At 49.2% G+C, this 26,242-nt stretch carries 29 protein-coding genes; 5 read left to right on the top strand and 24 right to left on the bottom strand.

Annotation, left to right across the window (positions count from 1 at the left end):
* The 3 genes from pyrB (at position 1) to DXB18_RS08150 (ending at position 2,161) form a co-directional block, all read left to right on the top strand.
* The gene (pyrB, locus tag DXB18_RS08160) at positions 1-924 is read left to right on the top strand and encodes an aspartate carbamoyltransferase (protein ID WP_118543252.1); all 924 of its coding nucleotides are present in this window, start codon (positions 1-3) and stop codon (positions 922-924) included.
* Positions 918-1,352, top strand: coding sequence for an aspartate carbamoyltransferase regulatory subunit (locus tag DXB18_RS08155; RefSeq protein ID WP_118707108.1), 435 nt, complete (start codon positions 918-920; stop codon positions 1,350-1,352). Before pyrB ends, DXB18_RS08155 begins: the two co-directional genes overlap by 7 nt.
* A 302-nt stretch (positions 1,353-1,654) precedes the next feature.
* Positions 1,655-2,161: a CarD family transcriptional regulator gene (locus DXB18_RS08150; RefSeq protein WP_118707106.1), complete on the top strand. Its 507-nt coding sequence runs from the start codon at positions 1,655-1,657 to the stop codon at positions 2,159-2,161.
* A 78-nt stretch (positions 2,162-2,239) separates the two neighbouring features.
* On the opposite strand, the gene DXB18_RS08145 is transcribed toward DXB18_RS08150, so the two are convergent.
* The 8 genes from DXB18_RS08145 to leuD all read right to left on the bottom strand — a co-directional run bounded on the left by DXB18_RS08145 (position 2,240) and on the right by leuD (position 10,545).
* A complete protein-coding gene (locus DXB18_RS08145; RefSeq protein ID WP_118707104.1) occupies positions 2,240-2,890 on the bottom strand; it encodes an HAD family hydrolase in 651 nt (216 codons plus the stop codon).
* Between the two features lie 239 nt (positions 2,891-3,129).
* The gene (pckA, locus tag DXB18_RS08140) at positions 3,130-4,734 is read right to left on the bottom strand and encodes a phosphoenolpyruvate carboxykinase (ATP) (RefSeq protein WP_118543338.1); all 1,605 of its coding nucleotides are present in this window, start codon (positions 4,732-4,734) and stop codon (positions 3,130-3,132) included.
* Between the two features lie 307 nt (positions 4,735-5,041).
* Positions 5,042-5,905, bottom strand: coding sequence for a cell wall hydrolase (locus DXB18_RS08135; protein WP_243103289.1), 864 nt, complete (start codon positions 5,903-5,905; stop codon positions 5,042-5,044).
* 489 nt (positions 5,906-6,394) lie between these two features.
* Complete coding sequence (ybaK, locus tag DXB18_RS08130; RefSeq protein ID WP_118543257.1) at positions 6,395-6,889, bottom strand: Cys-tRNA(Pro) deacylase; 495 nt, start codon at positions 6,887-6,889, stop codon at positions 6,395-6,397.
* A 114-nt stretch (positions 6,890-7,003) separates the two neighbouring features.
* Positions 7,004-8,248, bottom strand: coding sequence for a 3-isopropylmalate dehydratase large subunit (locus DXB18_RS08125; RefSeq protein WP_118707100.1), 1,245 nt, complete (start codon positions 8,246-8,248; stop codon positions 7,004-7,006).
* A gap of 14 nt (positions 8,249-8,262) precedes the next feature.
* Entirely contained in the window at positions 8,263-8,754 is a 492-nt protein-coding gene (locus DXB18_RS08120; protein ID WP_118543259.1) for a 3-isopropylmalate dehydratase, read from the bottom strand.
* 54 nt (positions 8,755-8,808) lie between these two features.
* Positions 8,809-10,059 carry a 3-isopropylmalate dehydratase large subunit gene (locus DXB18_RS08115; RefSeq protein WP_118543260.1) on the bottom strand — a complete coding sequence of 417 codons (1,251 nt, stop codon included), beginning with the start codon at positions 10,057-10,059 and terminating at the stop codon, positions 8,809-8,811.
* Positions 10,060-10,062: 3 nt separating this feature from the next.
* Positions 10,063-10,545 carry a 3-isopropylmalate dehydratase small subunit gene (gene leuD / locus DXB18_RS08110; protein ID WP_118707098.1) on the bottom strand — a complete coding sequence of 161 codons (483 nt, stop codon included), beginning with the start codon at positions 10,543-10,545 and terminating at the stop codon, positions 10,063-10,065.
* A 251-nt stretch (positions 10,546-10,796) separates the two neighbouring features.
* On the opposite strand from leuD, the gene DXB18_RS08105 reads away from it, so the two are divergent.
* Positions 10,797-11,699, top strand: a complete 903-nt coding sequence (locus tag DXB18_RS08105; RefSeq protein WP_118707096.1) for a LysR family transcriptional regulator — start codon at positions 10,797-10,799, stop codon at positions 11,697-11,699.
* Between the two features lie 143 nt (positions 11,700-11,842).
* Here the strand turns inward: DXB18_RS08105 and ilvC are convergent, their stop codons facing one another.
* From ilvC to DXB18_RS08065, 9 genes are all read right to left on the bottom strand, one after another.
* Positions 11,843-12,862, bottom strand: a complete 1,020-nt coding sequence (gene ilvC, locus DXB18_RS08100) for a ketol-acid reductoisomerase (protein WP_118707168.1) — start codon at positions 12,860-12,862, stop codon at positions 11,843-11,845.
* Positions 12,863-13,039: 177 nt separating this feature from the next.
* Positions 13,040-13,540 (bottom strand): acetolactate synthase small subunit, encoded by a 501-nt coding sequence (ilvN, locus tag DXB18_RS08095; protein ID WP_118543263.1) that lies wholly within the window; start codon positions 13,538-13,540, stop codon positions 13,040-13,042.
* Between the two features lie 151 nt (positions 13,541-13,691).
* Positions 13,692-14,714 (bottom strand): alpha-hydroxy-acid oxidizing protein, encoded by a 1,023-nt coding sequence (locus DXB18_RS08090; RefSeq protein WP_118707094.1) that lies wholly within the window; start codon positions 14,712-14,714, stop codon positions 13,692-13,694.
* 138 nt (positions 14,715-14,852) lie between these two features.
* Entirely contained in the window at positions 14,853-15,644 is a 792-nt protein-coding gene (locus DXB18_RS08085) for a ZIP family metal transporter (protein ID WP_118543265.1), read from the bottom strand.
* A gap of 144 nt (positions 15,645-15,788) precedes the next feature.
* Complete coding sequence (locus tag DXB18_RS08080; RefSeq protein WP_118707092.1) at positions 15,789-17,156, bottom strand: MATE family efflux transporter; 1,368 nt, start codon at positions 17,154-17,156, stop codon at positions 15,789-15,791.
* On the bottom strand, positions 17,153-17,944 hold the full coding sequence (locus DXB18_RS08075; protein WP_118543267.1) for an EFR1 family ferrodoxin: 792 nt from the start codon (positions 17,942-17,944) through the stop codon (positions 17,153-17,155). The genes DXB18_RS08080 and DXB18_RS08075 overlap by 4 nt, the downstream gene beginning before the upstream one ends.
* 163 nt (positions 17,945-18,107) lie before the next feature.
* Positions 18,108-18,260, bottom strand: a complete 153-nt coding sequence (locus DXB18_RS16160; RefSeq protein ID WP_182430513.1) for a hypothetical protein — start codon at positions 18,258-18,260, stop codon at positions 18,108-18,110.
* Complete coding sequence (locus DXB18_RS08070) at positions 18,253-18,621, bottom strand: histidine phosphatase family protein (protein WP_118707090.1); 369 nt, start codon at positions 18,619-18,621, stop codon at positions 18,253-18,255. Before DXB18_RS08070 ends, DXB18_RS16160 begins: the two co-directional genes overlap by 8 nt.
* 172 nt (positions 18,622-18,793) lie before the next feature.
* Positions 18,794-19,105 (bottom strand): hypothetical protein, encoded by a 312-nt coding sequence (locus tag DXB18_RS08065; protein ID WP_118707088.1) that lies wholly within the window; start codon positions 19,103-19,105, stop codon positions 18,794-18,796.
* A gap of 248 nt (positions 19,106-19,353) precedes the next feature.
* On the opposite strand from DXB18_RS08065, the gene DXB18_RS08060 reads away from it, so the two are divergent.
* Complete coding sequence (locus DXB18_RS08060) at positions 19,354-19,749, top strand: LysR family transcriptional regulator (protein WP_118707086.1); 396 nt, start codon at positions 19,354-19,356, stop codon at positions 19,747-19,749.
* Here DXB18_RS08060 and DXB18_RS08055 read toward each other — a convergent pair.
* The 7 genes from DXB18_RS08055 to DXB18_RS08025 all read right to left on the bottom strand — a co-directional run bounded on the left by DXB18_RS08055 (position 19,746) and on the right by DXB18_RS08025 (position 26,125).
* On the bottom strand, positions 19,746-20,816 hold the full coding sequence (locus tag DXB18_RS08055; RefSeq protein ID WP_118707084.1) for a sulfate/molybdate ABC transporter ATP-binding protein: 1,071 nt from the start codon (positions 20,814-20,816) through the stop codon (positions 19,746-19,748). The genes DXB18_RS08060 and DXB18_RS08055 overlap by 4 nt on opposite strands.
* A gap of 3 nt (positions 20,817-20,819) precedes the next feature.
* Positions 20,820-21,497, bottom strand: coding sequence for a molybdate ABC transporter permease subunit (modB, locus tag DXB18_RS08050; RefSeq protein WP_118707082.1), 678 nt, complete (start codon positions 21,495-21,497; stop codon positions 20,820-20,822).
* A gap of 74 nt (positions 21,498-21,571) precedes the next feature.
* Positions 21,572-22,456: a molybdate ABC transporter substrate-binding protein gene (modA, locus tag DXB18_RS08045; protein ID WP_118707080.1), complete on the bottom strand. Its 885-nt coding sequence runs from the start codon at positions 22,454-22,456 to the stop codon at positions 21,572-21,574.
* Positions 22,457-22,629: 173 nt separating this feature from the next.
* Positions 22,630-23,580: an MOSC domain-containing protein gene (locus DXB18_RS08040; protein WP_118707078.1), complete on the bottom strand. Its 951-nt coding sequence runs from the start codon at positions 23,578-23,580 to the stop codon at positions 22,630-22,632.
* 4 nt (positions 23,581-23,584) lie between these two features.
* A complete protein-coding gene (gene moaA, locus DXB18_RS08035; protein WP_118707076.1) occupies positions 23,585-24,541 on the bottom strand; it encodes a GTP 3',8-cyclase MoaA in 957 nt (318 codons plus the stop codon).
* A gap of 2 nt (positions 24,542-24,543) precedes the next feature.
* Positions 24,544-25,065 carry a cyclic pyranopterin monophosphate synthase MoaC gene (gene moaC / locus DXB18_RS08030; RefSeq protein ID WP_118707074.1) on the bottom strand — a complete coding sequence of 174 codons (522 nt, stop codon included), beginning with the start codon at positions 25,063-25,065 and terminating at the stop codon, positions 24,544-24,546.
* Position 25,066: 1 nt separating this feature from the next.
* Positions 25,067-26,125, bottom strand: a complete 1,059-nt coding sequence (locus tag DXB18_RS08025; RefSeq protein ID WP_118707072.1) for a molybdopterin-binding protein — start codon at positions 26,123-26,125, stop codon at positions 25,067-25,069.
* Positions 26,126-26,242 lie beyond the last annotated feature (117 nt).

The raw sequence follows: 26,242 nt of genomic DNA, 5'->3' as shown, positions 1-26,242 counted from the left end.
ATGAGACATTTGTTGAATCCGTTGGATTTTTCCGTTGAAGAGACCGACGAATTATTGACACTGGCATCTGACATCGAACACAACCTTAAAAAATACGCTCACGTTTGTGACGGCAAAAAATTGGCGACTCTTTTCTATGAACCAAGTACAAGAACCCGACTTAGCTTTGAATCCGCAATGTTAAGTTTAGGAGGCAGCGTACTTGGTTTTTCTTCGGCCAATTCCAGCTCTGCAGCCAAAGGTGAAAGCGTTGCAGATACCATCCGCATGATTTCCTGCTACGCAGATATCGCGGCTATGCGTCATCCGAAAGAGGGTTCTGCACTGGTTGCTTCCATGAATTCCAGAATCCCGGTGATCAATGCCGGTGACGGCGGACATCAGCACCCGACCCAGACTTTAACCGATTTAATGACCATCCGCTCCTTAAAGGGTCGTCTGGACAACTTAACCATCGGCTTTTGCGGTGACTTAAAATTCGGCCGTACCGTTCATTCCCTGATCAACGCCATGGTCCGCTATCCAAATGTTCGTTTCGTACTTATTTCCCCAGACGAATTAAAAGTTCCGGAATACATCCGTGAAGACGTCCTGCGTGCGAACAATATCGACTTCAAGGAAGTCAGCAACTTAGACGCAGCCATGCCGGAGCTTGACATTCTTTACATGACCCGTGTCCAGAAAGAGCGTTTCTTCAATGAGGAAGATTACATCCGCTTAAAAGACAGCTATATCCTGGACAAGGAGAAAATGAAATTAGCCAAAGAAGATATGTATGTTCTGCATCCGCTCCCTCGTGTCAACGAGATCTCCACTGAGGTGGATGATGACCCGAGAGCTGCTTACTTCAAACAGGCTCAGTACGGTGTTTATGTCCGTATGGCTCTGATCATGACTTTACTGGAGGTGGAAAAACCATGTTAAATATCAGTGGATTACAGGAAGGCGTAGTTCTGGATCACATTCAGGCAGGCAAGAGTCTTGACATTTACTATCACCTTGGTCTTGACCGTCTTACTGACTGCCAGATAGCCATCATCAAAAATGCACGCAGCAGCAAAATGGGTCGTAAGGACATCATCAAAGTAGAGGGACCGATCGACAACATCGACCTTGATGTACTTGGTTACATTGATCACAACATCACCGTAAACGTGATCCGTAACAACAAGATCGTTGAGAAAAAGGCACTGAACCTGCCGAAGAAGATCATCAACGTGATCCGCTGCAAGAATCCGCGCTGCATCACCTCCATCGAACAGGAGCTGCCGCACATCTTCTACCTTGCAGATGAGAAGACCGAGACTTACCGCTGCATGTACTGCGAAGAGAAATACGGAAAATCGAAATAAAACCAGACGTGCACGGTTGAGCGCACCAGAAAGGAAGGAGCACAGATGCCAATGGCGTCTCTGCTCCTTCTTTTGTTCTTTGTATATCCTTTCGTATTCTTTTCATTCCAAAAATCCCGGTTTCTAAACGTCTCTCTTCTATAACCTGCATTGTCATCTTCCACAAAAACACATCACTCCTACACAGTACTATTTCACAAACTTTCGCTTTTGTGTAAAAAAGCATTGGAAATTCACCTCCAAATTCTGGTAAAATGAGTGTGTAAATTTCGTTTTATGTTAATGAAAAAGGATGTGTGAACATGTTTGAAAAAGGCGATTATATCGTTTACGGAACAACCGGCGTATGCAAGATTGAAGACATTACTACCATGGATCCGCTTCAGACCGGAAGCGGACGGCTTTTTTATGTACTGGTGCCTTCTTCCCAGAAAGGCGGAAAAATTTTCACTCCAACAGACAGCACCAAAAACTATATGCGCAAAGTATTAAACCACGATGAGGCAGAACAGCTGATCCGTGAAATACCGGACATCAAAGAATTGTGGATTGCCAATGAAAAGCAACGGGAGGATCTCTATAAAACCTGTATGAAATCCGGTGACTGCCGCCAGTGGATCCGGATCATCAAAACTTTATACTTGCGAAAGCTGCAGCGAAATGCACAGGGAAAACGGATCACTGCAGTAGACGAGAAGTATCTGCGCATGGCAGAGGACTGCCTCTACAGCGAACTTTCGGCTGCCCTCGGTCTGCCAAAAGAGCAGATGGCCGACTACATCGGAGAGCGCATCGAAGAGCTGAAATAACAATTTGATTAACTTTAATAGGGCCGTGTGAGTTGCCTTTCGGCAACTCACACGGCCCTTGTCATATGTTAATATTGTTTATAAGGTCCGCAGTACGCATCCCAGCTCCTGCACATCGTTTGCGATATGACAGGCTCCGGCATTTTCCAGTTCTTCGCGGCTTCCATATCCGTAAAGAACGCCGACGGATTCGATTCCATTCTGCTTTGCACCGTTCATGTCATTTTCCCGGTCTCCGATCATTACAATCTCGTCCGGGTTGGTCAGATTGCAGCTTTCCATAACATAACGGATCACATCGCCTTTATGAACTCGTGTTTCGTTCATGTCTGCACCGCCGACCATCTCAAAATACTCTGCCAGTCCAAAATGCCCGATGATCTTTACGGAATACGGTTCCGGTTTGGAGGTTGCCACGTAGAGCTTGTATCCGTCTTTTTTCAGTTCGGCAAGCAGCTCCGGAATTCCCGGATATACGGCATTTTCGAACATGCCTTTCTCCTCAAAATATTCCCGGTAAATCCCCACGGATTTTTTCGCTTTTTCACGGTCGAAGTGATAATATTTCATAAAACTTTCCACCAACGGCGGTCCTACAAACACATTCAGGGATGTTTTATCTTCCACAAAAATGCCGTTGCGTTTTAATGCGTAAGCGACGGAATTGGTGATTCCTTCCGCCGAATCCGTGAGAGTTCCGTCCAAATCAAAGAATATATATTTTTTCATCCTCGTCTCCTTTTTTTATTTATGATTCCAGTATAGCAGAAAATACAACCGATGCACATTCTTTTCTTCTGGAATCCACAGAAGTGCCTTTGCTTTGGTTTCTGTTCACGCACGCGTGCCCAGCAACAGGATTTTACCGATGCTTTGTCAACACTCCTCCCTTGCCTCCTGTGAAGCAGGAAAGGCTGCCACAAGGGCAGCCTTTCCATGAATATTGCAATATGAAATTAATCTCGCGATTAGATCTGCGGACCAGCTGCAACCAGAGCCTTACCAGCTGCGTTGCCTTCGTATTTTGCGAAGTTCTTGGTGAAACGCTGTGCCAGATCTTTTGCCTTGGTCTCCCACTCAGCAACATCTGCATAGGTGTCTCTCGGATCGAGGATGCCGGTGTCTACACCCGGAAGCTCGGTCGGGATCTCGAAGTTGAAGTACGGAAGCTGTTTGGTCGGTGCTGTGTTGATGGAACCGTTTAAGATTGCATCGATGATACCACGGGTATCTTTGATGGAGATACGTTTGCCGGTACCGTTCCAGCCAGTGTTAACCAGGTATGCTTTTGCACCGCTCTTCTCCATTTTCTTAACGAGCTCTTCTGCGTACTTGGTCGGATGCAGTTCCAGGAATGCCTGTCCGAAGCAAGCAGAGAAGGTCGGGGTCGGCTCGGTAATACCGCGCTCGGTACCTGCTAACTTAGCAGTGAAACCGGACAGGAAGTAGTACTGGGTCTGCTCCGGAGTCAGAATGGACACTGGCGGAAGTACGCCGAATGCATCTGCGGACAGGAAGATTACGTTCTTAGCTGCCGGTGCTGCGGAGATCGGACGTACGATGTTCTTAATATGGTCAATCGGGTAAGATACACGGGTATTCTCGGTTACGCTCTTATCTGCGAAGTCGATCTTGCCGTTTGCATCCAGGGTAACGTTCTCAAGCAGCGCGTTTCTCTTGATTGCATTGTAGATATCCGGCTCGGAATCCTTGTCCAGGTTGATAACCTTTGCGTAGCAGCCGCCCTCGAAGTTGAATACGCCGTTGTCGTCCCAGCCGTGCTCGTCATCACCAATGAGGAGACGCTTCGGGTCGGTAGAAAGGGTGGTCTTACCGGTTCCGGACAGACCGAAGAAGATAGCGGTGTTCTCACCGTTTAAGTCAGTGTTTGCAGAGCAGTGCATGGAAGCGATGCCCTTTAACGGCAGATAGTAGTTCATCATGGAGAACATACCTTTCTTCATCTCGCCGCCGTACCAGGTGTTGATGATAACCTGCTCACGGCTGGTGATGTTGAAGACAACTGCAGTCTCGGAGTTTAAGCCAAGCTCTTTGTAGTTCTCAACTTTTGCCTTGGATGCGTTGTAAACAACGAAGTCCGGCTTGAAGTCTTTCAGCTCTTCCTCAGTTGGCTTGATGAACATATTGGTTACAAAGTGTGCCTGCCATGCAACCTCAACGATAAAACGGATTGCCATGCGGGTGTCTTTGTTTGCGCCGCAGAATGCATCAACTACGAACAGTCTCTTGTTGGAAAGTTCTTTCTTAGCGATTTCCTTAACTGCTTCCCAAGCCTCTTTGCTTGCCGGATGGTTGTCGTTTTTATACTCGTCGGAAGTCCACCAAACGGTGTCCTTGGAATTCTCATCCATCACGATATATTTGTCTTTAGGTGAACGACCTGTATAGATACCGGTCATAACGTTGACAGCGCCAAGCTCACTGACCTGTCCCTTCTCATAACCTTCCAGACCTTCTTTGGTCTCTTCTTCAAATAACATCTCGTAAGAAGGATTGTAAACCACCTCTGTGGTTCCGGTAATACCATACTGACTTAAATCGATATTTGCCATCTTCATTCAACCTCTCTTTCACTTTCCTCGATATCAATTTTTACCGAAATTCGCGTTTATTATCTCATTTTGTGAAGAAAAAGTCAATATTTGAAAATAAAAAAACCATAAGAAAATCCTCATGAAATCCATAAGTTTTGGATTATGTATACAGTGTTTTTTTAAGTTTTCTCTTATGCACAAAAAGAGAATCCATTTGGACTCTCTTTTCGTTTTTCTGCCTTATGGCAGATTCTGTCTGTTTTTTAACATAGTTTACCGTTTTTTTGCATTTTTCAATGACGTATGCACGATATCTGGTTCTGTTTTATCGAAAGAACTCATGCTTTTCGTGTTGGAACAGATACGTAAGATTCCGGTCAAACCAGCTGACATTACTGGATCGTGAACGGATCCGGTTCATAAAAAACAGTGCTCCCTGGGAGTAATCTTCCCCGGACAATGCCCGATTGACTGCCTCTACAGTCTTTTCCGACACACTGCAGCTGTTTAACCGGCCATCGCTGACTGGTGAAAACTGAGAGCGCTGGTAAACCACATCCGTTATGGTCGATGGAAATTCACCGTCGCGTACACGGTTTAAAATGACATTGGCTACTAAAATCCTGCCTTTCATGTCGCAGCCGCCTGCCTCAGCTTCTACGATCCGTTTTAAAACCTCATAATCCTGGTCTGAAAAAGAAATGACCGATGACGCACGCACAGCTTCTGCCTCTGCATGCCTGCGCTCTTCCTCTGCCTTTCTGGCGGCTTCTTCCTCTGCCAGTCTGCGGCGTTCTTCCTCAATCCGCTCGATTTCTTTTTCGTTTTCCTCGATCACAGCTTTCTGTTCCTGACGTACAGCATTTTGTTCCTGTATATTTCTTGCTATGGTATCGCCCACAAGGAGCTGTCCGCTCCTCAAATTGTCAGGATCTGTAAGACGCAGTTGCACCTTTGCTTCCGTTAATAGTTGCGTTTCTCCAGCAATTTCTTCCATGGCTTCGTCTGGTGTTTCCGTTTCCGGAACTTCCCCGTCTGAAGTCTCCGCATAAGCAGTCAGGGCATTGTGTCCGCCCGCCGCAAATCCAGCAGAAGAAAAAGTCATAACGGCTACGACTGCAGTTCCGGCCATGATGACTGCCGCACTGCGATATAAACGCTTGGTCATCTTCACTACCGGAGTGAACATGTTTTTTACAAGCTGACAAATCGCCTGGAGAAATGAGCAAAATGGATACATGATATGCTCCTTTCTTCCTTACAAGTGATTCCCTAAATATGGCATTATTTTGACTCAAAGTGGGAATTAAGTCCTGAAATCACTTCGTTTCTTGTGACAGGCGATATTATAGTGGGGGACAAGTGAAACTGTCAATAAGTTTTTCACACTTTTGTCATAAGTGCCACCCGGAATTTTCAGGAATTTGCGCTTTTCTATAGCTTTTCACAAAGTTTACCCGCTTAAACAGCCATTTTTTTGTTTCATTTTTCCGCCGAACTATTACGCAATTATTACATTTTTGTTAATTATACCGTCATAAAAAAAGAGTCGAACAATGTCGACTCTTTTTTATGTAAACTTTATTATTTCCTTTTTCCATGAAACTCCAGCACTCTGTTCCGGATACATCCGCATTTTTTGCTGTTTCGCAGCTGCAAACATACTGGAGGATCGCAATCATGCAATCGTCAGACTGGCATATTCTGCCTCGGTGTAAGCCTTTAAATCCTCCGGATTCAAGATGACCTGCGCACCGCGGATACCTGCACTGACTGCGATCTCATCGAATAAAATTGCTGTTTCTTCTATATAAGTAGGAAACTTTTTCTTCATGCCGATCGGAGAACAGCCGCCACGGATGTAACCGGTGGTCGGGAGAAGCTCTTTCATGGGAAGCATCTCCACTTTCTTATCCCCTACCGCTCTGGCTACCTTTTTTAAGTCCAGCTCCTCTGCCACGGGAATACAGCAAACCAGAAATCCTCGCTTTTCGCCTTTTAATACCAGGGTTTTAAAAACACTGTCCGGGTCTTCGCCGATCTGGTTTGCTACGTGGATGCCGGAAAGATCATTCTCATCCACCTCATACTCCTGGACACGGTAGGAAATGCCTGCCGCATCCAGAAGACGCATGACATTCGTTTTTTCCTGTTTTTGCGCTTTCATATACATAATCTCCTGCAACGGGACGGCCGCAAGCCGGTTTCCCTAGTCATATTGAGCCCCAAATGCAGCTCAAACCGGGCTGCATTTCCAGGCAACAATCAAGTTACTTTGTTTCCATGTTTATACCGGGCTCACGATCTTACCAGCTACAGCGCAGGCTGCAGCGGTTCTCGGGGATGCCAGGTAAATCTCCACCTTGGAGGTTCCCATACGTCCTAAGAAGTTGCGGTTGTTGGTTGCCACAACGCGCTCGCCGTCGCTTAAGATACCGCCGGTACGTCCGCAGCAGAGTCCGCAGCCCGGATGGGTGACGATCGCGCCTGCCTCGATCAGGGTCTTAATGGCACCGCATGCTGCAGCCTCCTCGTATACTTTCCGGCTCGCCGGAGTTACGATCAGCTTCACAAACGGAGCTACGCTCTTGCCCTTTAATACCTCTGCAGCTGCCTGCAGATCCTCCAGACGGCCATTGGTGCAGGAACCGATAAATACCTGATCAATGACGGTACCTTCGAGTTCGCTGACATTGCGGATCTTGTCTACCTGGGAAGGACATGCCATAACCGGCACAAAATCTTCCGCCTGGTAGTGAAGTTCTTTTAAGTAAACCGCATCCGGATCGCCCACCAGACTCTTCTGGAAGTCGTCCAGCTTGATTTCACAGTACTCCTCGGTCTTCTCATCCGGAGTAAACAGTGCGCACTTTGCACCAGCCTCAATTGCCATGTTCGCCATGGTCGTGCGGCTGGCAATGCTCATATCTTTCACGGCGGAACCGGTAAACTCCAGGGCACGGTAAGTCGCACCGTCTGCGCCCAGGTCCCCGATCAGACGGAGGATCACGTCTTTGGACATCACGCCTTCCGGCAGTTTGCCGTCGATCACCACTTTAATGGTTTCCGGCACCTTTACCCAGAGAGTTCCGGTTCCCAGGATGGAAGCCATCTCGGTGTAGCCGATTCCGGTGGAAAATGCACCCACACAGCCGTAAGTCGTGGTGTGGCTGTCAGTACCGAATACCACATGCCCCGGCTTTACATAGCCTGCCTCCGTCATGAGCTGGTGACAGATTCCGTCACTTCTGTGGATGTTTTTGATGCCATACTGCTCTACAAAGGCATCACCTACGCGGAAATGACGGGTATCGTCCTGCTGGCTTGCCGGTACCAGATGGTCGTAGATCAGAACAACCTTATCCGGGTCCCATACTTTTGCAAAGCCCATCTCGTGGAACTTGTCCACGATAAACGGGATCATGATGTCATCCAGCATCACGCGGTCTACGTTTACGGTAACAATATCGCCCGGCTTTACATCCTTGCCGGTATTGTGTGCTAAAATTTTTTCAATGATTGTCTGTCCCATAGCTTCCTCCTACTCTAATCCAGCCCGTTGCGTTTGCGCATGGCTTTGACCAGACCGCCGGCCTCGATGATCTCCATTAAGTTCTCCGGCAGGGAAGCGATCGGGTATTTCTTTCCATTGTAATCAACATCTTCATTCACGGTAACGGTGATGGTATCGCCCTCTTTCACCACATCGTGAAGCTCCGGCTGCTCCAGTAAGAGCAGTCCGTTGTTTAAAGCATTGCGGTAAAAAATGCGCGCAAAGGACTTGGCAATGATGCAGGGAATGCCAAGCGCCTTGATCACCTCCGGTGCCTGCTCTCTGGAAGAGCCGCAGCCGAAGTTTTTGCCTGCTACAATGATATCTCCCGGCTTGATCTGACCCGCAAGTTCCGGACGGAGCGGGGAAAAGCCGTACTGTTTCATATCGTCAATGGTCTTTAAGGCCAGGTACTCGGTCGGGATGATGATGTCGGTGTCGATGTCATCGCCCAGGACCCAGACCTTTCCGGTATACTGTGCCATAGTTTTCGTCCTCTTATTTCCTATCTTATTATAGTTTTATCTGCCATGCAAATTTTACAGCATATCTGCGGTACAGATCTCGCCTTTCACGGCAGATGCTGCAACCGTTGCTGCAGAACCTAAGTAAACCTTGGAGCTCGGATGTCCGGCACGTCCCTTGAAGTTTCTGGTACCGGTGCTGATCAGAACCTCATTCTCACCAATGACACCCTGACAGCTTCCCCAGCAGACGCTGCAGTTTGGATTCATCACGATTGCGCCGCTCTCCATGAAGATCTGGATCAGTCCCTCATCCAGTGCCTGTAAGTAAACTTCACGGCTGGCCGGAACGACCAGGAAACGTACATGATCGGAAACCTTTCTTCCCTTTAAGATGGCCGCACCAACTCTGAGATCGTCGATACGTCCGTTGTTGCAGGAGCCAAGGAATGCCTCGTCGATACGGACACCGCAGACTTCCTTTGCCGGAACAACATCGTCCACGAAATCCGGGCGTGCTGCAACCGGCTGGATCTTGGAAAGGTCAAAGGTATACTCTCTTGCGTAAACCGCGTCGGCATCGCTCTTGAATACAGCCTTCGGCTCTCTGCCTCTTGCCTTTAAATACTCCAGGGCGATCTCATCTGCCTCGAAGATCGCGGTCTTTGCGCCAGCCTCTACCGCCAGGTTGCACAGAACCATACGGTCGTTGACGCTTAACGTCTTTGCGCCCTCTCCGGTGAATTCCATTACCTGATAGTTTACACCGTTTGCACCGATCTCACCGATGATGGTAAGCATCAAGTCTCTCGGATATACGCCCTCTGGCAGTTTTCCAACCAGGTTGAATTTTACTGTCTCCGGAACCAGTACCCAGGAGGTTCCGGTTACCATGCCGTAGAGCAGATCGGTACAGCCGACACCGGTACCGAAAGCGCCCAGTGCACCATAGGTGCAGGTATGGCTGTCCGCGCCGAAGATCAGCTCACCCGGGCAGACATAGTGTTCCATCATGATCTGATGGCACACACCTTTGCCTTCCCAGAAATCAATGTTATTTTCTTTTGCGAAGTCGCGCATTTTTTTCTGGGAAGCAGCGGTCTTCGGGCTGTCAGACGGTACGTTATGGTCCACGATGAAGACCATCTTCTTCGGATCAGCAATATGCGGATGCTTTAATTTGTTATGGTACATATCGACGGTTAAATGTGTGGTTCCGTCATTGCTCATCATGCGGTCCAGGGTTACGGTATGGATATCTCCTGCCTTTACCTCCGGCACACCGGCTGCAAGAGCGATGATTTTTTCAGCGATTGTCATTCCCATGGCTTAGTCTTCCTCCTTATTCAGTGATGCGATCAGTCCGCCCTGACTTAAGATCTGCTTCATGTAAGCCGGCAGCTTGGTGCAGGAATAGGTCTTTCCGTTTGCTTTTGCAACACCTTCGGTAAGGGAAAGGTCCATCTCATCCCCGGTGTTTACAGCATCCGGAAGATCCTTGCAGACGATAACCGGAAGGCCAATGTTAATGGCATTGCGGTAGAAAATGCGGGCAAAAGATTTTGCAACTACAGCCTGGACACCCAAAGCCTTTAACACGCTCGGTGCCTGCTCTCTGGAAGAGCCACAGCCAAAGTTCTCGCCGCCTACTACATAATCACCCGGTTTTACTTTTTTCGGGAAATCCGGGTCTAAAGACTCAAATGTATGATCCTTCATCTCATCGATGGTTGGAAGTAACAGATACTGGGATGCGATGATCTGATCCGTATCCAGGTCATTGTGAAATTTAAAAATTTTTCCGACTGACATAATGTCCTCCTGACAATTCTTTTTCTTTCTGGCCGTGCATGCTTTGGTGGATGTTTTTTCACACTCTGGTTTTGCTTCCGCATACAGGCATTTTTTGTCGCTTATTGAATTATATCATCACTACTGATATAATGACAATAGATAATACTCATATGTATCATAACAGTTAGTTATAAAGTAAGCGATATGATTCTATTCTGTCTCAGGCACAGACCGGAGAGTCTATCATTCTATTAGGGGGATTACGCGATATGGACCAGAATTTATCACAATACCGCATTTTTTATGCCGTGGCAAAAGCCGGAAATATTTCCCGCGCCGCAAAAGAGCTTTACATCAGCCAGCCTGCGATCAGCAAATCCATCAGCAAGCTGGAAGACAGCTTAAACACGGTGCTCTTTACCCGGAATTCCCGCGGGGTACAGCTCACCGAAGAGGGACAGGTGCTCTTCGAACATACCCGCGATGCTTTCGATGAACTCACCAAAGGAGAAATGGAATTAAAACGTATCCGTGAATTCAACATGGGGCACATCCGCATCGGAGTCAGCAATACCTTATGCCGTTTTATCATGGTAAAATATCTGAAAGGCTTTATCGAGCAGTACCCGCATATTAAGATCACCATTGAAAGCCAGCCTACCATCCAGACACTGTCCATGTTAGAGCAGCAGCGCATCGACATTGGACTTGTAGTCGAACAGAAATCTGCGAAAAACATGGATTTTATTCCAGTTATGGATATCGAAGATATCTTTGTTGCCACCCCAAGCTATCTGGAAAACCTAAAGCTGCGGGAAGGTGCCGACACCGATGTGTTCCAGAGCGGAAACCTGATGCTGCTTGACAAAAACAACATCACCCGCCATTACATCGATGACTATATGGCCTTAAACCAGATCGTGGCAAACAACCTTCTGGAAGTCACCACCATGGATCTGCTCATCGAGTTTGCCCGCATTGGTCTGGGAATCGGATGTGTCATAAAAGAGTTTGTAAAAGAAGATCTGGATTCCGGACGACTTGTGCAGTTAAAGCTCGACACCCCGATCCACAAGCGCACCATTGGATTTTTATGGCAGAGTAACCGCACTTCCAAGGCGTTAGATACATTTATCCGGTTCTGTCGGGCACAGGACAGCCGGAATCTGTGATTTTCCACCACCAAAATAATTTTTTTCTGTAACAAGCAAAGCTGCATTTCAGACAAAGTACCATGTGCAGCTTTTATTCTGCTCAAAAAAGGAGCCTCCGCAATGCGGAGACTCCTTTTTGTAATCTCTGTATGAGAATTTGATTAGTTGTTGATGAGCTTTCCGCTCTCGTCGTTCCAGCTGTACAGCTTACGGATCTCAGCGCCGACTTTCTCAGACGGATGCTCAGAAGCAAGCTTTCTCATAGCCTTGAAGTGAACCTGACGGCCTGCCGGGCTCATATCAAGCAGGAACTCTTTTGCGAAAGTACCATCCTGGATATCGGAAAGGATCTTCTTCATAGCCTTCTTGGTATCCTCGGTGATGATCTTCGGTCCGGTGATGTAATCGCCGTACTCAGCAGTGTTGGAGATGGAGTATCTCATGCCTGCGAAACCAGACTGGTAGATCAGGTCAACGATCAGCTTCATCTCGTGGATGCACTCGAAGTAAGCGTTTCTCGGATCGTAACCAGCCTCAACCAGGGTCTCGAAACCAGCCTGCATCAGAGCGCAAACGCCGCCGCAAAGAACAGCCTGCTCACCGAAGAGGTCAGTCTCAGTCTCGGTACGGAAAGTAGTCTCAAGAAGACCAGCTCTTGCGCCGCCGATACCAAGGCCATATGCCAGAGCTTTCTCCAGAGCCTTGCCGGTGTAATCCTGCTCTACAGCTACCAGACACGGAGTACCCTTGCCCTCCTGGTACTCGGAACGAACGGTGTGGCCCGGTGCCTTCGGAGCGATCATGGTAACATCGACGTTTGCCGGCGGTTTGATGCAGCCGAAATGAATGTTGAAGCCATGAGCGAACATTAACATGTTGCCCTCTTCCAGGTTCGGCTCGATGTCTTTCTTGTACATATCAGCCTGCAGCTCATCGTTGATCAGGATCATGATGATGTCTGCTTTCTTTGCAGCCTCTGCTGCGGTATATACTTTAAAGCCCTGTGCCTCAGCCTTTGCCCAGGACTTGCTGCCCTCGTACAGACCGATGATCACGTCACATCCAGACTCCTTTAAGTTTAATGCATGTGCATGTCCCTGGCTGCCGTAGCCAATGATAGCGATGGTCTTTCCATCCAGTAAGGACAGGTTACAGTCTTCCTGATAATAAATCTTTGCCATCTTCTTTTCCTCCTCAAGAATCTTTAGATTCATAGTTGTGTGGTAACTGGAAAACAGGTTCCCTCCAGCTGCCTGTATGCTTCATGCGCCAGCGCTTCGACGACTCTCAGTCCGCCCCTGAAGTTTCTGACACTTAAAGTCCCTTGTAATAAGTCCGTGTCTTCACGGAATTTCTGCTTACGGAAGATACCGCACGTCATCAGAGCCGCGGGATAAGCCGGTCAGTCCGGTTCTTGCAAGCTCTAAGATTTCGTAATCCTCCAGCAGGTTGATCAGTGCGTCCAGCTTGGACTGGTCGCCGGTCAGCATGACGGTAAGGGAATCCTTGCCTACATCCACGATGGTTGCGCGGAAAATATCGGAAATGGCACTGACTGCCTGACGCTGACTCGCGTTGGCCCGTACTTTCACCATGATCAGTTCCCGGTAAACGGAATGACCCGGTTTTAATTCCTTGATATCGCGGACATCCTCCAGCTTGCGAAGCTGTTTTTCGATCTGCTCTAAAACGTTCTGATCGCCAAAAGCAACGACTGTCATTCTGGAATACCGCTCATCTGCAGTGACACCAACGGTCAGACTCTCGATGTTGTAGCCACGGCGGCTGAATAAGCCTGCTACACGGCTTAAGACACCTGATGTGTTGTCTACTAACAATGATAACACGATTCGATCCATAAGTGTTCTCCCTTCTGTCACGTTCTCTTTATGATAACAATCCTGGTACTATTTGTCAACTATATAAAAGGAATGTGTAATATTCTTTTCAGTTATATCTAATGTCGTTTTCCTTTCGGAAACGGTCATATGTCCGCAATCAGAAGACACTTTAATCGTTCCGCACCATATCTCTCGTGATCTCAGCCAGACTGTGTGCGCCGCACATAGCCATAGTGTCTTTTAACTGGCTTCCCAGACGGTTCACCAGTTCCCTGACGCCTTCCTCTGCCCCGCCATATACCGCGGTGACAAACGGGCGGGCAATCAGCACACCGTCGGCACCAAGTGCCAGTGCCTTGAAGATGTCAATGCCGTTTCGGATACCGCCATCCACCAGGATCTTCATAGAACCACCGCCCACAGCCTCTGCGATCTCAGGAAGCACCTCTGCGGTTGCCGGGCACTGGTCCAGGACACGTCCGCCGTGATTGGATACCACAATCGCAGATGCACCGGCCTCCTTCGCCTTTAATGCTCCCTTCACGGTCATAACACCCTTTACGATAAACGGAACTCCTGCCTCGCGGATGATACCAGAAAGTTCTTCTACGGTCTTGCTGCCTGCAGGCGGAGTCAAATTCTGTAAGAACGGAAGACCTGCCGCATCAATATCCATGGCCGCCGCAAAGGCTTTGGATTCTCTTACCAGTTTCATCTTCTCTGCTACCGTTTCTGCATTCCATGGCTTCACGGTCGGCACGCCAAGTCCGTTTGCCTTTCCGATCGCCGCGGTAGCCGCGCGCATCACCTCCGGGTTGGTTCCGTCGCCGGTAAATGCTGCAATGCCAGCCTCCGCGCAGGCATGCACCAGAATATCATTATACGCCGCGTCATCGTACTTGTCCCCGTAATGCAGATTCACAGCGCCCACCGGACCCGCAAAGAACGGATAGGCAAACTGTTTTCCAAAAAGTTCCAGTCTGGTATCCACCGGACCATTCTCGCAGAGCGTGTCCATCTGCACGCGGATTTCTCTCCACTTGTCGTAATTGCGGATTGCCGTGTCGCCCTCGCCCTTGGCGCCCGGGCCCGGCATGGTATTTTTGCAGGCACGGCCGTTGCAGACCGGGCATCCCTTACAGTACGGACCAAGACAGGTCCTTGCATTCTTTAAAACCTCTTCCTGTGTCATTCTAACACTCACTCCTTGTTATGTATTAGCCGGAAAATGCACGTTTGAAGGCATTCCGGCTTTTCTATTGCTTTGCAGCCATTTTCAGTTTTTATATCGCTGCATGTTGTTGCCTTTTTCGGTGTATCGGGTTGAGAATCACCCGAGCGCCACATCCAGAATCATCATGATCAGGAACCCCACCGCAAATCCCATGGTTCCCATATCCGAATGTTCGCCCTGGGCAGATTCCGGGATCAGCTCCTCCACGACCACATAGATCATGGCCCCCGCCGCAAAGGCCAGCATATAAGGCACGATCGGTACCAGGACCTTCGCACATAAGATTGTGATCAGCGCTCCGATCGGCTCTACCACACCGGACAACGTTCCCATGACAAAGGCACGAAGCTTCGACTGCCCTTCGCTGTGTAATGGCAGGGAGATGATCGCTCCCTCCGGAAAGTTCTGGATCGCAATGCCGATGGTCAAGGCAAACGCCCCTGCCACGGTAATGGGTGCGCTTCCAGTCAGAAGCCCGGCGAATACAACGCCCACCGCCATGCCCTCCGGCAGGTTGTGAAGCGTTACTGCAAACACCAGCATGGTCGTCTTCTTTAAGTTGCTCTTTGGTCCCTCCGGCGTATCGCTTCCCATATGAAGATGCGGGATCAGCTTATCTAACACCCACAAAAACAGCATACCGATGGAGAAGCCCACTGCAGCCGGGATAAAGGCAAGCTTTCCTGCTGACGCGCACATCTCCATAGCCGGGATCAGAAGCGACCACACCGAAGCCGCCACCATGATGCCAGAGGCAAATCCCAGAAGCATCTTCTGGATGACCGGCTTGATCTCCTTCTGTACAAAAAAAACACAGCCCGCTCCGATGGTCGTTCCCAGAAACGGAATCAAAATTCCTAAAATAATATGAAACAGCTCCTCTCGCATGAGAGATCACCCTCTTTCCTTATAGTATCTTATTCCGCAACTGGCTACATGCGATACCATACAGAAAAATCGGATTGCTGTTTTTATATGGATAAAATTTCTGGCAGAAAAATCCGACAGAGCGGATTTTCATACCGGTTCTGTTCATGCCGCAGGCACCTTCTTCGGATCCCCCACAACCTTTTTAAACACACAGAGAAACATGATCGTGGAAAACACCGGACCGGCAAAATCAGAAATGGTTTCCGCAAAAAATACATTCGTCACCCCGGTGAACATCGGAACTGCCACGACGGACGCAAAGTAAATAAACTTCCGAAACAGTGACAAGGTGATCGCTACCTTTGCAATGCCCATTCCGGTAAAACCATCAACCACGGTATACTGAATCGCCAGCGGGAGCACGCCAAGCGTAGAAACCCGGATGGCCCAGGCACTCAATGCCACGTATTCTTCATTGCGGGTGAAGATCCGCACAAAAACCTCCGGAATACACTGTGCCGCCAGGAACATGACCGCGTTAAATACCAGACAGCAGGTGACGATCCACCGCTCCGCTTTCCAGATGCGGTCCGGACGCTTCGCCCCGAAGTTATACCCAAGAATGGTCTGCGTACCAGAAGTGATACCGCCAAGCGGCATGGTAATGATCAGCATAAAGCTCTGGACAATGGCCGCACAGGTTAAAAGGACATCGCCCTGACCAGGGCCTCCCAGACGCTGGATCACCATATTCTGGGAGATGACCAGCACATTGTCCAGTGCAATGATGATAAAAGGCGAAAAGCCGACTTTGACGATCTGCAGCATCAGCTTCGGATCATACCCGTGAAAGGTAATACGGATCGGTACCTTCTTCCCAAACAGGAAACGCAGGACATAAACGCAGGAACACATCTGCGACAGTACCGTGGCCAGTGCAGCGCCGCGCACATCCAGATTCAGTCCGAAAATAAATACCGGATCGAGGATAATATTCGCCACTGCACCGATCACAACCGCCTTCATCCCGACCTTCGCAAAGCCCTGGCAGATGATAAACTGGTTCATGCCCGTTGTCATCAGTGCAAAAAACGTGCCGCACAGATAAATGGTCATATAAGATAAGGCATACGGAAACGTTGTCTCGCCCGCACCAAACCACCAGAGCAGCTTTTCCCGGAGTCCCAGCACACAGACCGTCAGCATCATGGCAAGCACCGTCAGCATCAGAAAGCAGTTCGCCAGGATCTGCCGGGCTCCGTTCTCATTTTTCTGGCCCATACGGATGCTCATGAGCGGGGCACCGCCCACACCGACCAGGATTGCAAAAGAAGAAACCAGAGTCACGATTGGGCCACAGATACCGACACCCGCCAGTGCCGTCTCCCCGATCTTCGGGATATTTCCGATATACATGCGGTCCACAATGCTGTAAAACACACTGACAAACTGCGCCAGCATGGACGGCAGCGCAAGACGCAGGACCAGTCCCCGGATATCATCGGTGTCTAAGTCATTTTCCAGCTTCATAGTACAAACTCTGCACCCTTTCTGTCCGTGCAGACTTTCTTTAATTTCTGGCGGATGGCAAGCGTTACCAGAGTTCCCAGTTTTCTCGCATGCTTCGGGCAAACCTGAATGCAGCGCATACAGGTAATGCAGGCTGTTTCATCCGTGACCTTCGGATCGGTCCTGGAAATGGCCTGAACCGGGCACTTGCTGACGCAGAGCCCGCAGCTCTCACAGGCAGAAGATACGCTGATCTTCAAAGGCAGCGTTCCGTAAGGCTTATACGGGCGGTTCCCTTTGATGGAAAGCTCCGGCAGCTTTGTGCTTCCGGCTGTGTTCTTCAGTTTCTGTCTTACCGCCTGCGCAAAAGCAGCCATCTCTTTTTTATCTTTTTCATCCGGTCGGCCAGTACCATACACTCTTGCAATGTTATGCTCCGTTGCCACAGCTGCCGCTGCTGCCGGAATGAAGCCCTGCTCCTTTAAGATATCAGAAAGCTCCAGCAGTGCATCCTCATATGCCCGGTTGCCAAACGTAACCACAAGCACCACCGGGGTCCGCTTTCCATGCATTTTTTTCAGTCGCTCTGTTGCTGTTTCCGGCACACGTCCTCCATAAACCGGCACACCGACTACTGCAAGTTCGTGCTCGGTAAAGGTATAGTCCGGGCGGGAAGGAATGGCATCGGTTAAGTCCACCTCATCCGTTTTTTGTTTATCTGCCGCGATCTGCCCTGTAATCCACTCTGTCACGCTCTTGGTCGTGCCGGTAGGACTGAAGTAAATCCCGGTAATTTGTGAAATATTCATAATACAATCTCCCTTTTTTCATGAACCCCCGTTCACATTTTTATGAACACAGACAGAGAATAAATCCCCACAAATTTCCACTGTCCGTGTGTAGTTCGATTTTAGCATTTTGGGATAGAAATAGCAAGCAGGAGACGGCTCCATACACCTTCTCCTGCCTGCTTTATCCAAATATCTTTTTTTCTATGCTCTTCGCTTTTTCGTACAACGCTTCGTGCTTTTTGTATGCTTCCGCGCAGTGACATTTCCCGTAGGCGGCCTGATAACGCGCCTCTACACTGACGATTTCATTTTCCTTTACCCTGGAATCATCCAAGCGATTTTCCCCTTTCTTCGAACCGCTTCTGATCCTTGACCTTAATTTCTTCAAATTCCCGGTTTTCCCATAAACCAGTGTAAACTTCATTCAGATTCTCATCAAAAAGGATATTCCCGGAAATGATTTCTCCCGCACCTTCTTTCAGATACTTTGCCGTATCGCATGCACGCTTTAAGGTTCCGGATGCCAGTACTACAGATGCTTTTTGATGATGCTGTCTCTCCGCAAACCAGTTCCCCAGTTTTAATATAGAAGAAACATATTTTTCATCAAGCGGCGGGTCGGTCTGCCCGATGCATCTGCGCCCTCCCGCTTCCTGTTTTATTTTTCCGTGCCTCACCAGATATATGTTTCTCAAATTTTCCCCTTTTCAAACTGTTTTTCCAGTTCCAGCTGATTGGTCTCTACACCGGATTGCCGCTGACCATGAAACTATGCGGAAAACCAAAACAGGACTGATTTATTGAACCGTTAGATTGATTCTATTGAAAAAGGCATTTGCAGTTTTCGGCTGCAAATGCCTTTTTCAATTAAAAATGTCCTGCCTCATGCTCCGCATTCAGCCAGTCCACCGCTTCCCAGATTCCATCCGTCGTAAACGGAAAATCCTGGTGATGTTTTTTTTCATCCGGTGTCACTTCAAAATTAAATGGTTCCGGCCAGATAATAGCCCGGATCACCGTTTCTGTTTTCGCCGGTGTCTCCTCCGCAGCAGGCTCTAACTCATTTTCATGTTTGATGAGCACATAGCGCATTCCCTTAAAACTTCCCGTGAAACGGCTCTTTTTTAAGAAAGGAATGGAAATATCCCCATGCAATTCGATCTTATTCGTTTCTTTCATAACTTGTTTCCTCATCTTTCTAATCTATCCATTACTATAAGAGTTTTTCTGCTTTTTGTCGAGAAAAAATTGCCCACGCTGCTATCGCATGCTATACTAAACCTGCATGCACCTGCAGCCAAGTGCACCACCGCAAATAAAAGTTTTGACAGGCGCATTTGGCATCCCTGAATTAACGCCGCCTGATCGGCGGCAGAACTTTTATAGTAAAAACAGAATGAATTTGTAGTCAGAAAGGATGTTGTTTCATGAACCGCAAAGCCAAACCAGTCGTTGATCCTTCAATTTCCCCAGCCAAGCTTCCGCTCCGCCCCTCGGTGAGACTTCGTCTTGCCAAACAGGATACCTTCTTCGGTCCCGGTGTTGCGGAATTTCTGATTCTTGTAGACCAGACCAACTCCATGCAGACTGCCTGCCGGGAAATGGAAATGTCTTACAGCAAAGGGTTGAGAATCATCAAGAAAGCGGAACGCTATCTTGGCTGTCCCCTGATTGAATCCCGCTCTGGCGGTGCATCCGGCGGTTCCTCACACCTGACAGCAGAAGCCAAAGATTTCCTTGCCCGTTTCCAGGGTATGGAAAAAGAGCTGAAAGCAGTCACTGCCCAGCTCTTTGCAAAATACTTTGATTCGTTTACACCCTAATCTTTCAGAAGCAGAATCGCTTCCCGGGCAACCCTTACATACTTTGGAATCAGACCATCTGCACTGTGTGTGTGGATGGTCTTTCCGATTTTCCACCACAGTCCGTTCTGCATCGTCACATACCATTCAAACGGCATCTCCGAAATCTTTGGATTCTCCACCGGAATCCGGTTTTCTGTTTCCGCGTCAGTCTCCTGATCCGTCAGCGGCTCAAAATCATGGGCACGGATTCCGATGGAAGTCACATCCTCGGTCACCGTTTTTTCTGTAACCAGTTCCAGATCCCCCCAGTCCCGCGCGCGTACCCGGTGCTCGCCGATCTTTTCAATCCGTGAAACATTCTTGCAGCCGGTCAGCCTTGCGGCTTCCACACTTCCCGGGTCGTTGAAGAGATTTTTCGTCTTTCCCGCTGCGATCACATGGCCTTTGCTGAACAGCAATAGATGATCGCACAGCTGATACGCTTCGTCCCGGTCATGTGTGACCATGATGGATGCTCCCTGGTACTCAGAAAGTACACTGGCCAGTTCCAGACGCAATCGTTCCCGCAGATGGGTATCCATCGCGGAAAACGGTTCATCCAGAAGCAGTGCTTCCGGCTCGTAGGCAAGAATTCTCGCCAGCGCCACCCTCTGCTGCTGTCCGCCGGAAAGCTGCACAGGATAACGCTTCTCCAGACCACTTAAACGGAAGCGCTCCATCATTTCGGCTGTCCGTTTTTTCTGCTGTGCTTCATCATAACGTTTTCCGGCTTTCAGGCCTGTCCGGATATTCTCCTCCACAGACATGTTCGGAAACAGCGCATAATTTTGAAAGAGATACCCTACACGCCGCTCCTGCGGTTTCAGATTCTGCTTTCTGCTGCTATCATACAGTGTACGGTTATCCAGCACGATCGAACCACTGTCCGGCTCCACGATCCCTGCAATGGATTTTAATGTCATACTCTTTCCACAGCCAGAAGGTCCCAGAATTCCGAGGCAGCCTTTGCCAGAAGTGAACTGGACCTGGAGTTCAAACTCCCGCAGTTTTTTTCGGATATCAACCGCTAATAATTGTTCACTCATTTTTTAAAACTGTCCTCTCTTTTTGGATTCTTTCAACGCTGCCCGGTTCATTAAGATCACGGAAAGGAATGCGATCACAACGATGATCGCTACATAGCGGTATGCCGCATCCATGTTTCCGGCAGCCACTTCCGAATACACTGCCATGGGAAGGGTTCTGGTCTTTCCCGCAATATTGCCTGCGATCATGGCAGTGGCGCCAAACTCACCCAGTCCTCTTGCAAATGCCAGGACTCCACCGCTTACAATGCCAGGCATGGCATTGGCGATCAGTACCTTATAAAAAATGCTCCATTCACTCATGCCAAGGGTACGCGCCGCTGCCATGAGGTTTGGATCGACCTGTTCAAAGGCTCCTCTGGCAGAACGGTACATGAGCGGAAAGGACATGACCACCGCCGCCAGTACCGTAGCTGTCCAGGAGAACGCAATTTTCACGCCGAAAAACTGTAAAAAGAAGATTCCGATGGGCCGTTTCACACCAAACAGATATAAGAAGAAAAAGCCCGCCACCGTAGGCGGCAGCACCAAAGGCAACGTTAAAATACCATCGAGAATGATCTTCATACGCTCATTCTTCATGCTGACCACCAGCCAGGCCGCCAGAATTCCAAGAAAAAAGGTGATCACGATGGAAACACTGGCAGTTTTCATGGATATCAGAATTGGGGACCAGTCCATTTTTGTTTCTCCTCTCTGTTACACATGATCGCAGTTCCGTGTTTATGCAGGCCGGAATGCTACCGTATCTATATTTACTGCGCTGCCACGAAACCGTAGGCCTCAAATACCGTGATCGCTTCCGGAGTCTGTAAGAAATCTACGAATGCCTTCGCTGCATCCTCATGAGCTGTTGCTTTTACAACTGCTACCGGATAGATGACCTTCTTCTCCAGGCTTCCTTCCGGTGCCTCTGCAACGACAGTTACCTGATCTGCCATACTTGCTGCATCGGTTGCGTAAACAATACCTGCATCAGCACTTGCTGCTGCAACCTGGTTTAATACCTCGGTTACGTTGGTACCGAAGCTTACTTTGTCCTGAATGCCATCCCAGACATTTAAGTTTGTCAGAGCCTCTTTCGCGTACTGACCAGCCGGAACACTCTCCGGATCGCCCAGGGCGATAGACTCAGCATCACCGATCTTCTCGAAAGAATCAATCTTGCTGTCGCTGCCAGCCGGAACGATCAGAACGATCTTGTTCTCCAACAAATCAACCATGGTATCAGACGCGATCAGACCTTCCTCATCCAGAGCCTTCATCTGCTTAACTGCTGCAGACATGAATACATCTGCCTCAAGACCTTCCTCGATCTGGGTCTGCAGCTTTCCTGAACTGTCGTAGGTTCCCTCAACGGTTACGCCCGGATACTGTTCTTCAAACATCGGGATCAGCTTATCCTCGTATGCATTTTTTAAGCTTGCTGCTGCAGCAACCAGAATGCTCTGCTCACCAAGATCTGCCTTTGCCTCACCAGCGTTTTCGCTCTCTGCCTCAGTTTCTGCTTCCGTGGTCTCCGCTACAGTAGTCTCTGTCTCGGTTGCTGCCGCAGTGGTTTCCTGCGGTTTGGAGGAACATCCTGCCATCATACCTGCTGCCATCATAGCTGCCATTAGAACTGCGAACTGTTTTTTCATTACTTTCTTTCCCCTGTTCTTGAAATTTTTATGTGAATCGTTTTGAATCACCAATGCTATGATCTGATTTCTGCCGCATTCCGGCAAGGTCCAAACACCCGTTATTGTCTGTTTTCATGTACTGCTTTCATAAACTCTTTTGATATGCTGCTTTTATGCACTGCTTTCACATGCTATTTTCTGGCGCACTCAGAAGCAGTACCGCGCAAAATCTTCAAGCCGTGATCCAGTGCCCCCAGAATAAAGTCCAGACTCTCTTTTACGGCTTTCGGACTTCCCGGCAGATTGACGATCAGCGTCTTTTTCCGGATGACCGATGCGCCGCGGCTTAACATGGCGCGGTCTGTGATCTGCATGGATTTCATGCGGATGTACTCCGCAATGCCAGGTGCGTTCCGGTCAGCCACCGCCAAAGTTGCCTCCGGTGTCTGGTCCCGCATGGAAAATCCGGTTCCGCCGCTGGTCACTACCAGGTCTACCTGTCGGCTGTCTGCCAGACGAATGAGGTGATGTTTTAACACCTCCGGCTCATCCGGGATCACAAAACGCTCCACTACCTCATAGCCTGCTTCCTTTAACATGTCCTCAGCTGCCGGACCGCTTAAGTCCTCCCGCTCTCCTTTGGAGCCTTTATCACTCAGTACGATCACCGCCGCCGTAAATGGACGGTTCTCATCCGGTGCTTCGACTCTCATCACATCGCCCGGACGGATGATTCCCTCTTTTACTACCTCAGCAAACACGCCCTCCCGCGGCATGATGCACTCACCCACGCGGTGATAAATCGCACAGTGGCTGTGACATTCTTTACCGATCTGGGTCATGCGCAGCTCGACGGTTCCGGCGTAAAGTCTGGTTCCAACCGGCAGGGCACGGAAATCAATTCCATCCACCACCAGATTCTCGCCAAACGCACCATCGCCTACGTTTGCGCCCTTTTTATTAAATTCTTCTACTTTATTGTAGGAGAGAAGACTCACCTGACGGTGCCATGTCCCAGCATGCGCATCGCCCTCGATTCCAAAATTTGGAATGAAATGTCCCTCCGGGATCGTATGCTTTTCCGTTCCCCGGGCCGGACTGATGCAGATAGCCTTCACTACCCCCTCTTTTCCAACTTCCATTTTCTCACCCTCCAATCGCGCTCATACCGTGCGCTTCTGTAATCTGATCCGGCTGTTCAAAACAATGCTCTGCCGGTTTGCCGTATATCGTTCGGGCCATGGCATCCAGAAGTTTTTCCGGACTACCGCCACGCAGGATGCTTCTCAGATCCATGCCATCCTCATAACAAAGACAGGTCTTTAAAAATCCGGTCGATGTCAGGCGCACCCGGTTGCAGGAACTGCAGAATTTTCCGTGCATGGCACTGATCAGTCCGATGCTTCCCTGATATCCCGGGATTTTATAGTAGACCGCCGGACCGGCTCCATGTACGCTGTCATCTGCCTGAAGTTCTGGAAATTCGCTGAGGATTTCTTTAAAAAGTTCCTCATTGCTGCGCCCCTTCGACTCCTTTCCGGCTCCAATTGGCATCAGTTCAATAAAACGGACATCAACCGGTTTTTCTTTCGCCAGTAAGATCAGGCGTTTCCAGTCCGTATCCGGCATGGATACCGCGTTGACCTTCACCTTAAGCCCAGCGGCAAGAGAAGCATCGATACTCTTTAATACCTCCGGTAAAAGATCCTGTCCGGTAATTTCAGCAAACGTTTCTGCATCCAGCGTATCCAGGCTGATATTGACCTCATCCAGTCCTGCCTCCACAAGCTGCGGGAGAACGGCTCTTACCAGAGTCCCGTTCGTGGTCATGGCAATCTTTTCAATGCCCGGAATCTCTTTCAGCATCCTTATCAGCTGTGGACATCCTTTTCTCGCCAGCGGTTCCCCGCCGGTCAGACGGATCTTGGTAATGCCAAGCTTTGCCCCGCACACTGCGATCTGCCGGATTTCCTCAAAGCTTAAGATGTCTTTATGCTCCACGCACTCAATGCCATGCGGCATGCAGTATTTGCAGCGCAGATTGCAGCGGTCCGTCACGGAAATACGCAAATACCGGATTTCTCTTCCATACGCATCCTTCACACTTACTCACCACCCTGCTCTTGGAGATTCACGAAGTGCCCCTTCTGCTCTTTTGGGTTTACAAAGTGACCGCTCTTGCCTCCGGTCTTCTCAGCCAGATGGATTTCTCCGATCTCCATGGTCTTATCCACGGCCTTGCACATATCATAAATGGTAAGCAGCGTCACAGATACACCGGTGAGCGCCTCCATCTCCACACCGGTTTTTCCGGTGGTCTTGGCGGTACAGACTGCCTCAATCTCGCAGCGTTCCGGGTACATGACAAAATCCACGTTCAGCTTGGTCAGATTTAAGATATGGCAGAGCGGAATCAGCTCTGAAGTGCGCTTGGCTCCCATGATCCCGGCAATCCGGGCCACACCAAGCACATCCCCCTTGGCCATAGTACCTTCTTTGATCTTCCCAAAGCATTCCTCGCTCACACGGATGCGGCCTTTGGCAACCGCCTCGCGGACCGTCTCGCCTTTTTCCGTGACATCCACCATGCGGGCATTGCCCTGTTCATCAAAATGCGTAAATTCCATATCAATACCCCTTTCCAAAACCGCAGTTCGGGAAGGTGCAGACCGGGCAGTTTAAGCATAAGCCGCCCATGCCGAGCGCTGCCAGCTCGTCCGATGTCACCTCATCGTCTGCCATGACACGTGGAAGTACCAGATCAAAAATGGTACGTTTTGCATACATCACGCAGCCCGGAAGCCCCATGATGACGGTTCTCCGGTTCTTCCCCTGCTCCATGCGGTCATAGTAAGCCAGCAAAAACATAGCGCCTGGAAGTACCGGTGCACCGTAGGACACGATGCGCGCTCCGGTATTTTTGATCGCAAGCGGAGTCTTGTCATCCGGATCCACACTCATGCCGCCAGTGCAGATAACAATGTCCGCTCCCTTTTCGATCATGTCGAGAATGCTGGCCGTTACCTTCTTGTCATCATCGTCCCAGGTCACATGGTCGGTCACCTCGGCATCAAACTCGGACAGCTTGTCCACGATCACCGGGGTGAACGTGTCCTGGATACGTCCATAGAATACCTCGTTTCCGGTAGTAACAATGCCAACCTTCTTATGGCGGAACGGCTTCAGTTCCAAAATCGGCTTTCCGCCAGTCAGCTCCATCGTCTGCGCCTTGACCGCATTCATCTTTTCTTCTTCAATGACCAGCGGAATGATACGGGTACCCGCCAGCTTGTCACCTTTCTTCACGGCAAAATTGCCATGGCGGGTGGCGATCATCATCTGTCCAAAGGCATTGACCCCTTTTAATGCCTTTGCGTCAATCTTCAAAAGACCATCGCAGGCCGCAGTCAGCTCAATCTTGCCTTCCTTCGGCTGGGAACGGTCCATGTGCTCCCCTTTACAGAGTTCGCAAAGGACCTCAGCTGCATCGTTCTCATGCATCATTCCCTCTTCCTTTTCCCATACATAAAGGGTATCCTTTCCAACACTTAAAAGTACCGGAATATCTTCTTTGGTTACGATATGTCCCTTATGAAACACTGCATCTTTGGTCACACCACGAATGATCTGCGTGATATCATGGCAGAGAACAGCCCCCTCTGCATCAACGGTTTTGATCAGTTTCATTTGTTTGTCCCCCAAATTTTCCATGTGAATATAAAAGTAACTACCGTTATGTTTTTTAATATATAACGGTCCGAAACAATGACCGACCTGTACAGACAAGCCGGTTAATGTCAATAT

This window comes from Clostridium sp. OM02-18AC, assembly GCF_003481825.1.
Classification (GTDB): domain Bacteria; phylum Bacillota; class Clostridia; order Lachnospirales; family Lachnospiraceae; genus Brotaphodocola.
This window is presented reverse-complemented; position numbering and strand designations above follow the sequence as displayed.

Bases quoted from the DNA above. Each gene is read 5' to 3' on its own strand.
- pyrB (WP_118543252.1), top strand. From the start codon at position 1: ATGAGACATTTGTTGAATCCGTTGGATTTTTCCGTTGAAGAGACCGAC.
- DXB18_RS08155 (WP_118707108.1), top strand. From the start codon at position 918: ATGTTAAATATCAGTGGATTACAGGAAGGCGTAGTTCTGGATCACATT.
- DXB18_RS08150 (WP_118707106.1), top strand. From the start codon at position 1,655: ATGTTTGAAAAAGGCGATTATATCGTTTACGGAACAACCGGCGTATGC.
- DXB18_RS08145 (WP_118707104.1), bottom strand. From the start codon at position 2,890: ATGAAAAAATATATATTCTTTGATTTGGACGGAACTCTCACGGATTCG.
- pckA (WP_118543338.1), bottom strand. From the start codon at position 4,734: ATGGCAAATATCGATTTAAGTCAGTATGGTATTACCGGAACCACAGAG.
- DXB18_RS08135 (WP_243103289.1), bottom strand. From the start codon at position 5,905: ATGTTCACTCCGGTAGTGAAGATGACCAAGCGTTTATATCGCAGTGCG.
- ybaK (WP_118543257.1), bottom strand. From the start codon at position 6,889: ATGTATATGAAAGCGCAAAAACAGGAAAAAACGAATGTCATGCGTCTT.
- DXB18_RS08125 (WP_118707100.1), bottom strand. From the start codon at position 8,248: ATGGGACAGACAATCATTGAAAAAATTTTAGCACACAATACCGGCAAG.
- DXB18_RS08120 (WP_118543259.1), bottom strand. From the start codon at position 8,754: ATGGCACAGTATACCGGAAAGGTCTGGGTCCTGGGCGATGACATCGAC.
- DXB18_RS08115 (WP_118543260.1), bottom strand. From the start codon at position 10,059: ATGGGAATGACAATCGCTGAAAAAATCATCGCTCTTGCAGCCGGTGTG.
- leuD (WP_118707098.1), bottom strand. From the start codon at position 10,545: ATGTCAGTCGGAAAAATTTTTAAATTTCACAATGACCTGGATACGGAT.
- DXB18_RS08105 (WP_118707096.1), top strand. From the start codon at position 10,797: ATGGACCAGAATTTATCACAATACCGCATTTTTTATGCCGTGGCAAAA.
- ilvC (WP_118707168.1), bottom strand. From the start codon at position 12,862: ATGGCAAAGATTTATTATCAGGAAGACTGTAACCTGTCCTTACTGGAT.
- ilvN (WP_118543263.1), bottom strand. From the start codon at position 13,540: ATGGATCGAATCGTGTTATCATTGTTAGTAGACAACACATCAGGTGTC.
- DXB18_RS08090 (WP_118707094.1), bottom strand. From the start codon at position 14,714: ATGACACAGGAAGAGGTTTTAAAGAATGCAAGGACCTGTCTTGGTCCG.
- DXB18_RS08085 (WP_118543265.1), bottom strand. From the start codon at position 15,644: ATGCGAGAGGAGCTGTTTCATATTATTTTAGGAATTTTGATTCCGTTT.
- DXB18_RS08080 (WP_118707092.1), bottom strand. From the start codon at position 17,156: ATGAAGCTGGAAAATGACTTAGACACCGATGATATCCGGGGACTGGTC.
- DXB18_RS08075 (WP_118543267.1), bottom strand. From the start codon at position 17,944: ATGAATATTTCACAAATTACCGGGATTTACTTCAGTCCTACCGGCACG.
- DXB18_RS08065 (WP_118707088.1), bottom strand. From the start codon at position 19,105: ATGAAAGAAACGAATAAGATCGAATTGCATGGGGATATTTCCATTCCT.
- DXB18_RS08060 (WP_118707086.1), top strand. From the start codon at position 19,354: ATGAACCGCAAAGCCAAACCAGTCGTTGATCCTTCAATTTCCCCAGCC.
- DXB18_RS08055 (WP_118707084.1), bottom strand. From the start codon at position 20,816: ATGAGTGAACAATTATTAGCGGTTGATATCCGAAAAAAACTGCGGGAG.
- modB (WP_118707082.1), bottom strand. From the start codon at position 21,497: ATGGACTGGTCCCCAATTCTGATATCCATGAAAACTGCCAGTGTTTCC.
- modA (WP_118707080.1), bottom strand. From the start codon at position 22,456: ATGAAAAAACAGTTCGCAGTTCTAATGGCAGCTATGATGGCAGCAGGT.
- DXB18_RS08040 (WP_118707078.1), bottom strand. From the start codon at position 23,580: ATGGAAGTTGGAAAAGAGGGGGTAGTGAAGGCTATCTGCATCAGTCCG.
- moaC (WP_118707074.1), bottom strand. From the start codon at position 25,065: ATGGAATTTACGCATTTTGATGAACAGGGCAATGCCCGCATGGTGGAT.
- DXB18_RS08025 (WP_118707072.1), bottom strand. From the start codon at position 26,125: ATGAAACTGATCAAAACCGTTGATGCAGAGGGGGCTGTTCTCTGCCAT.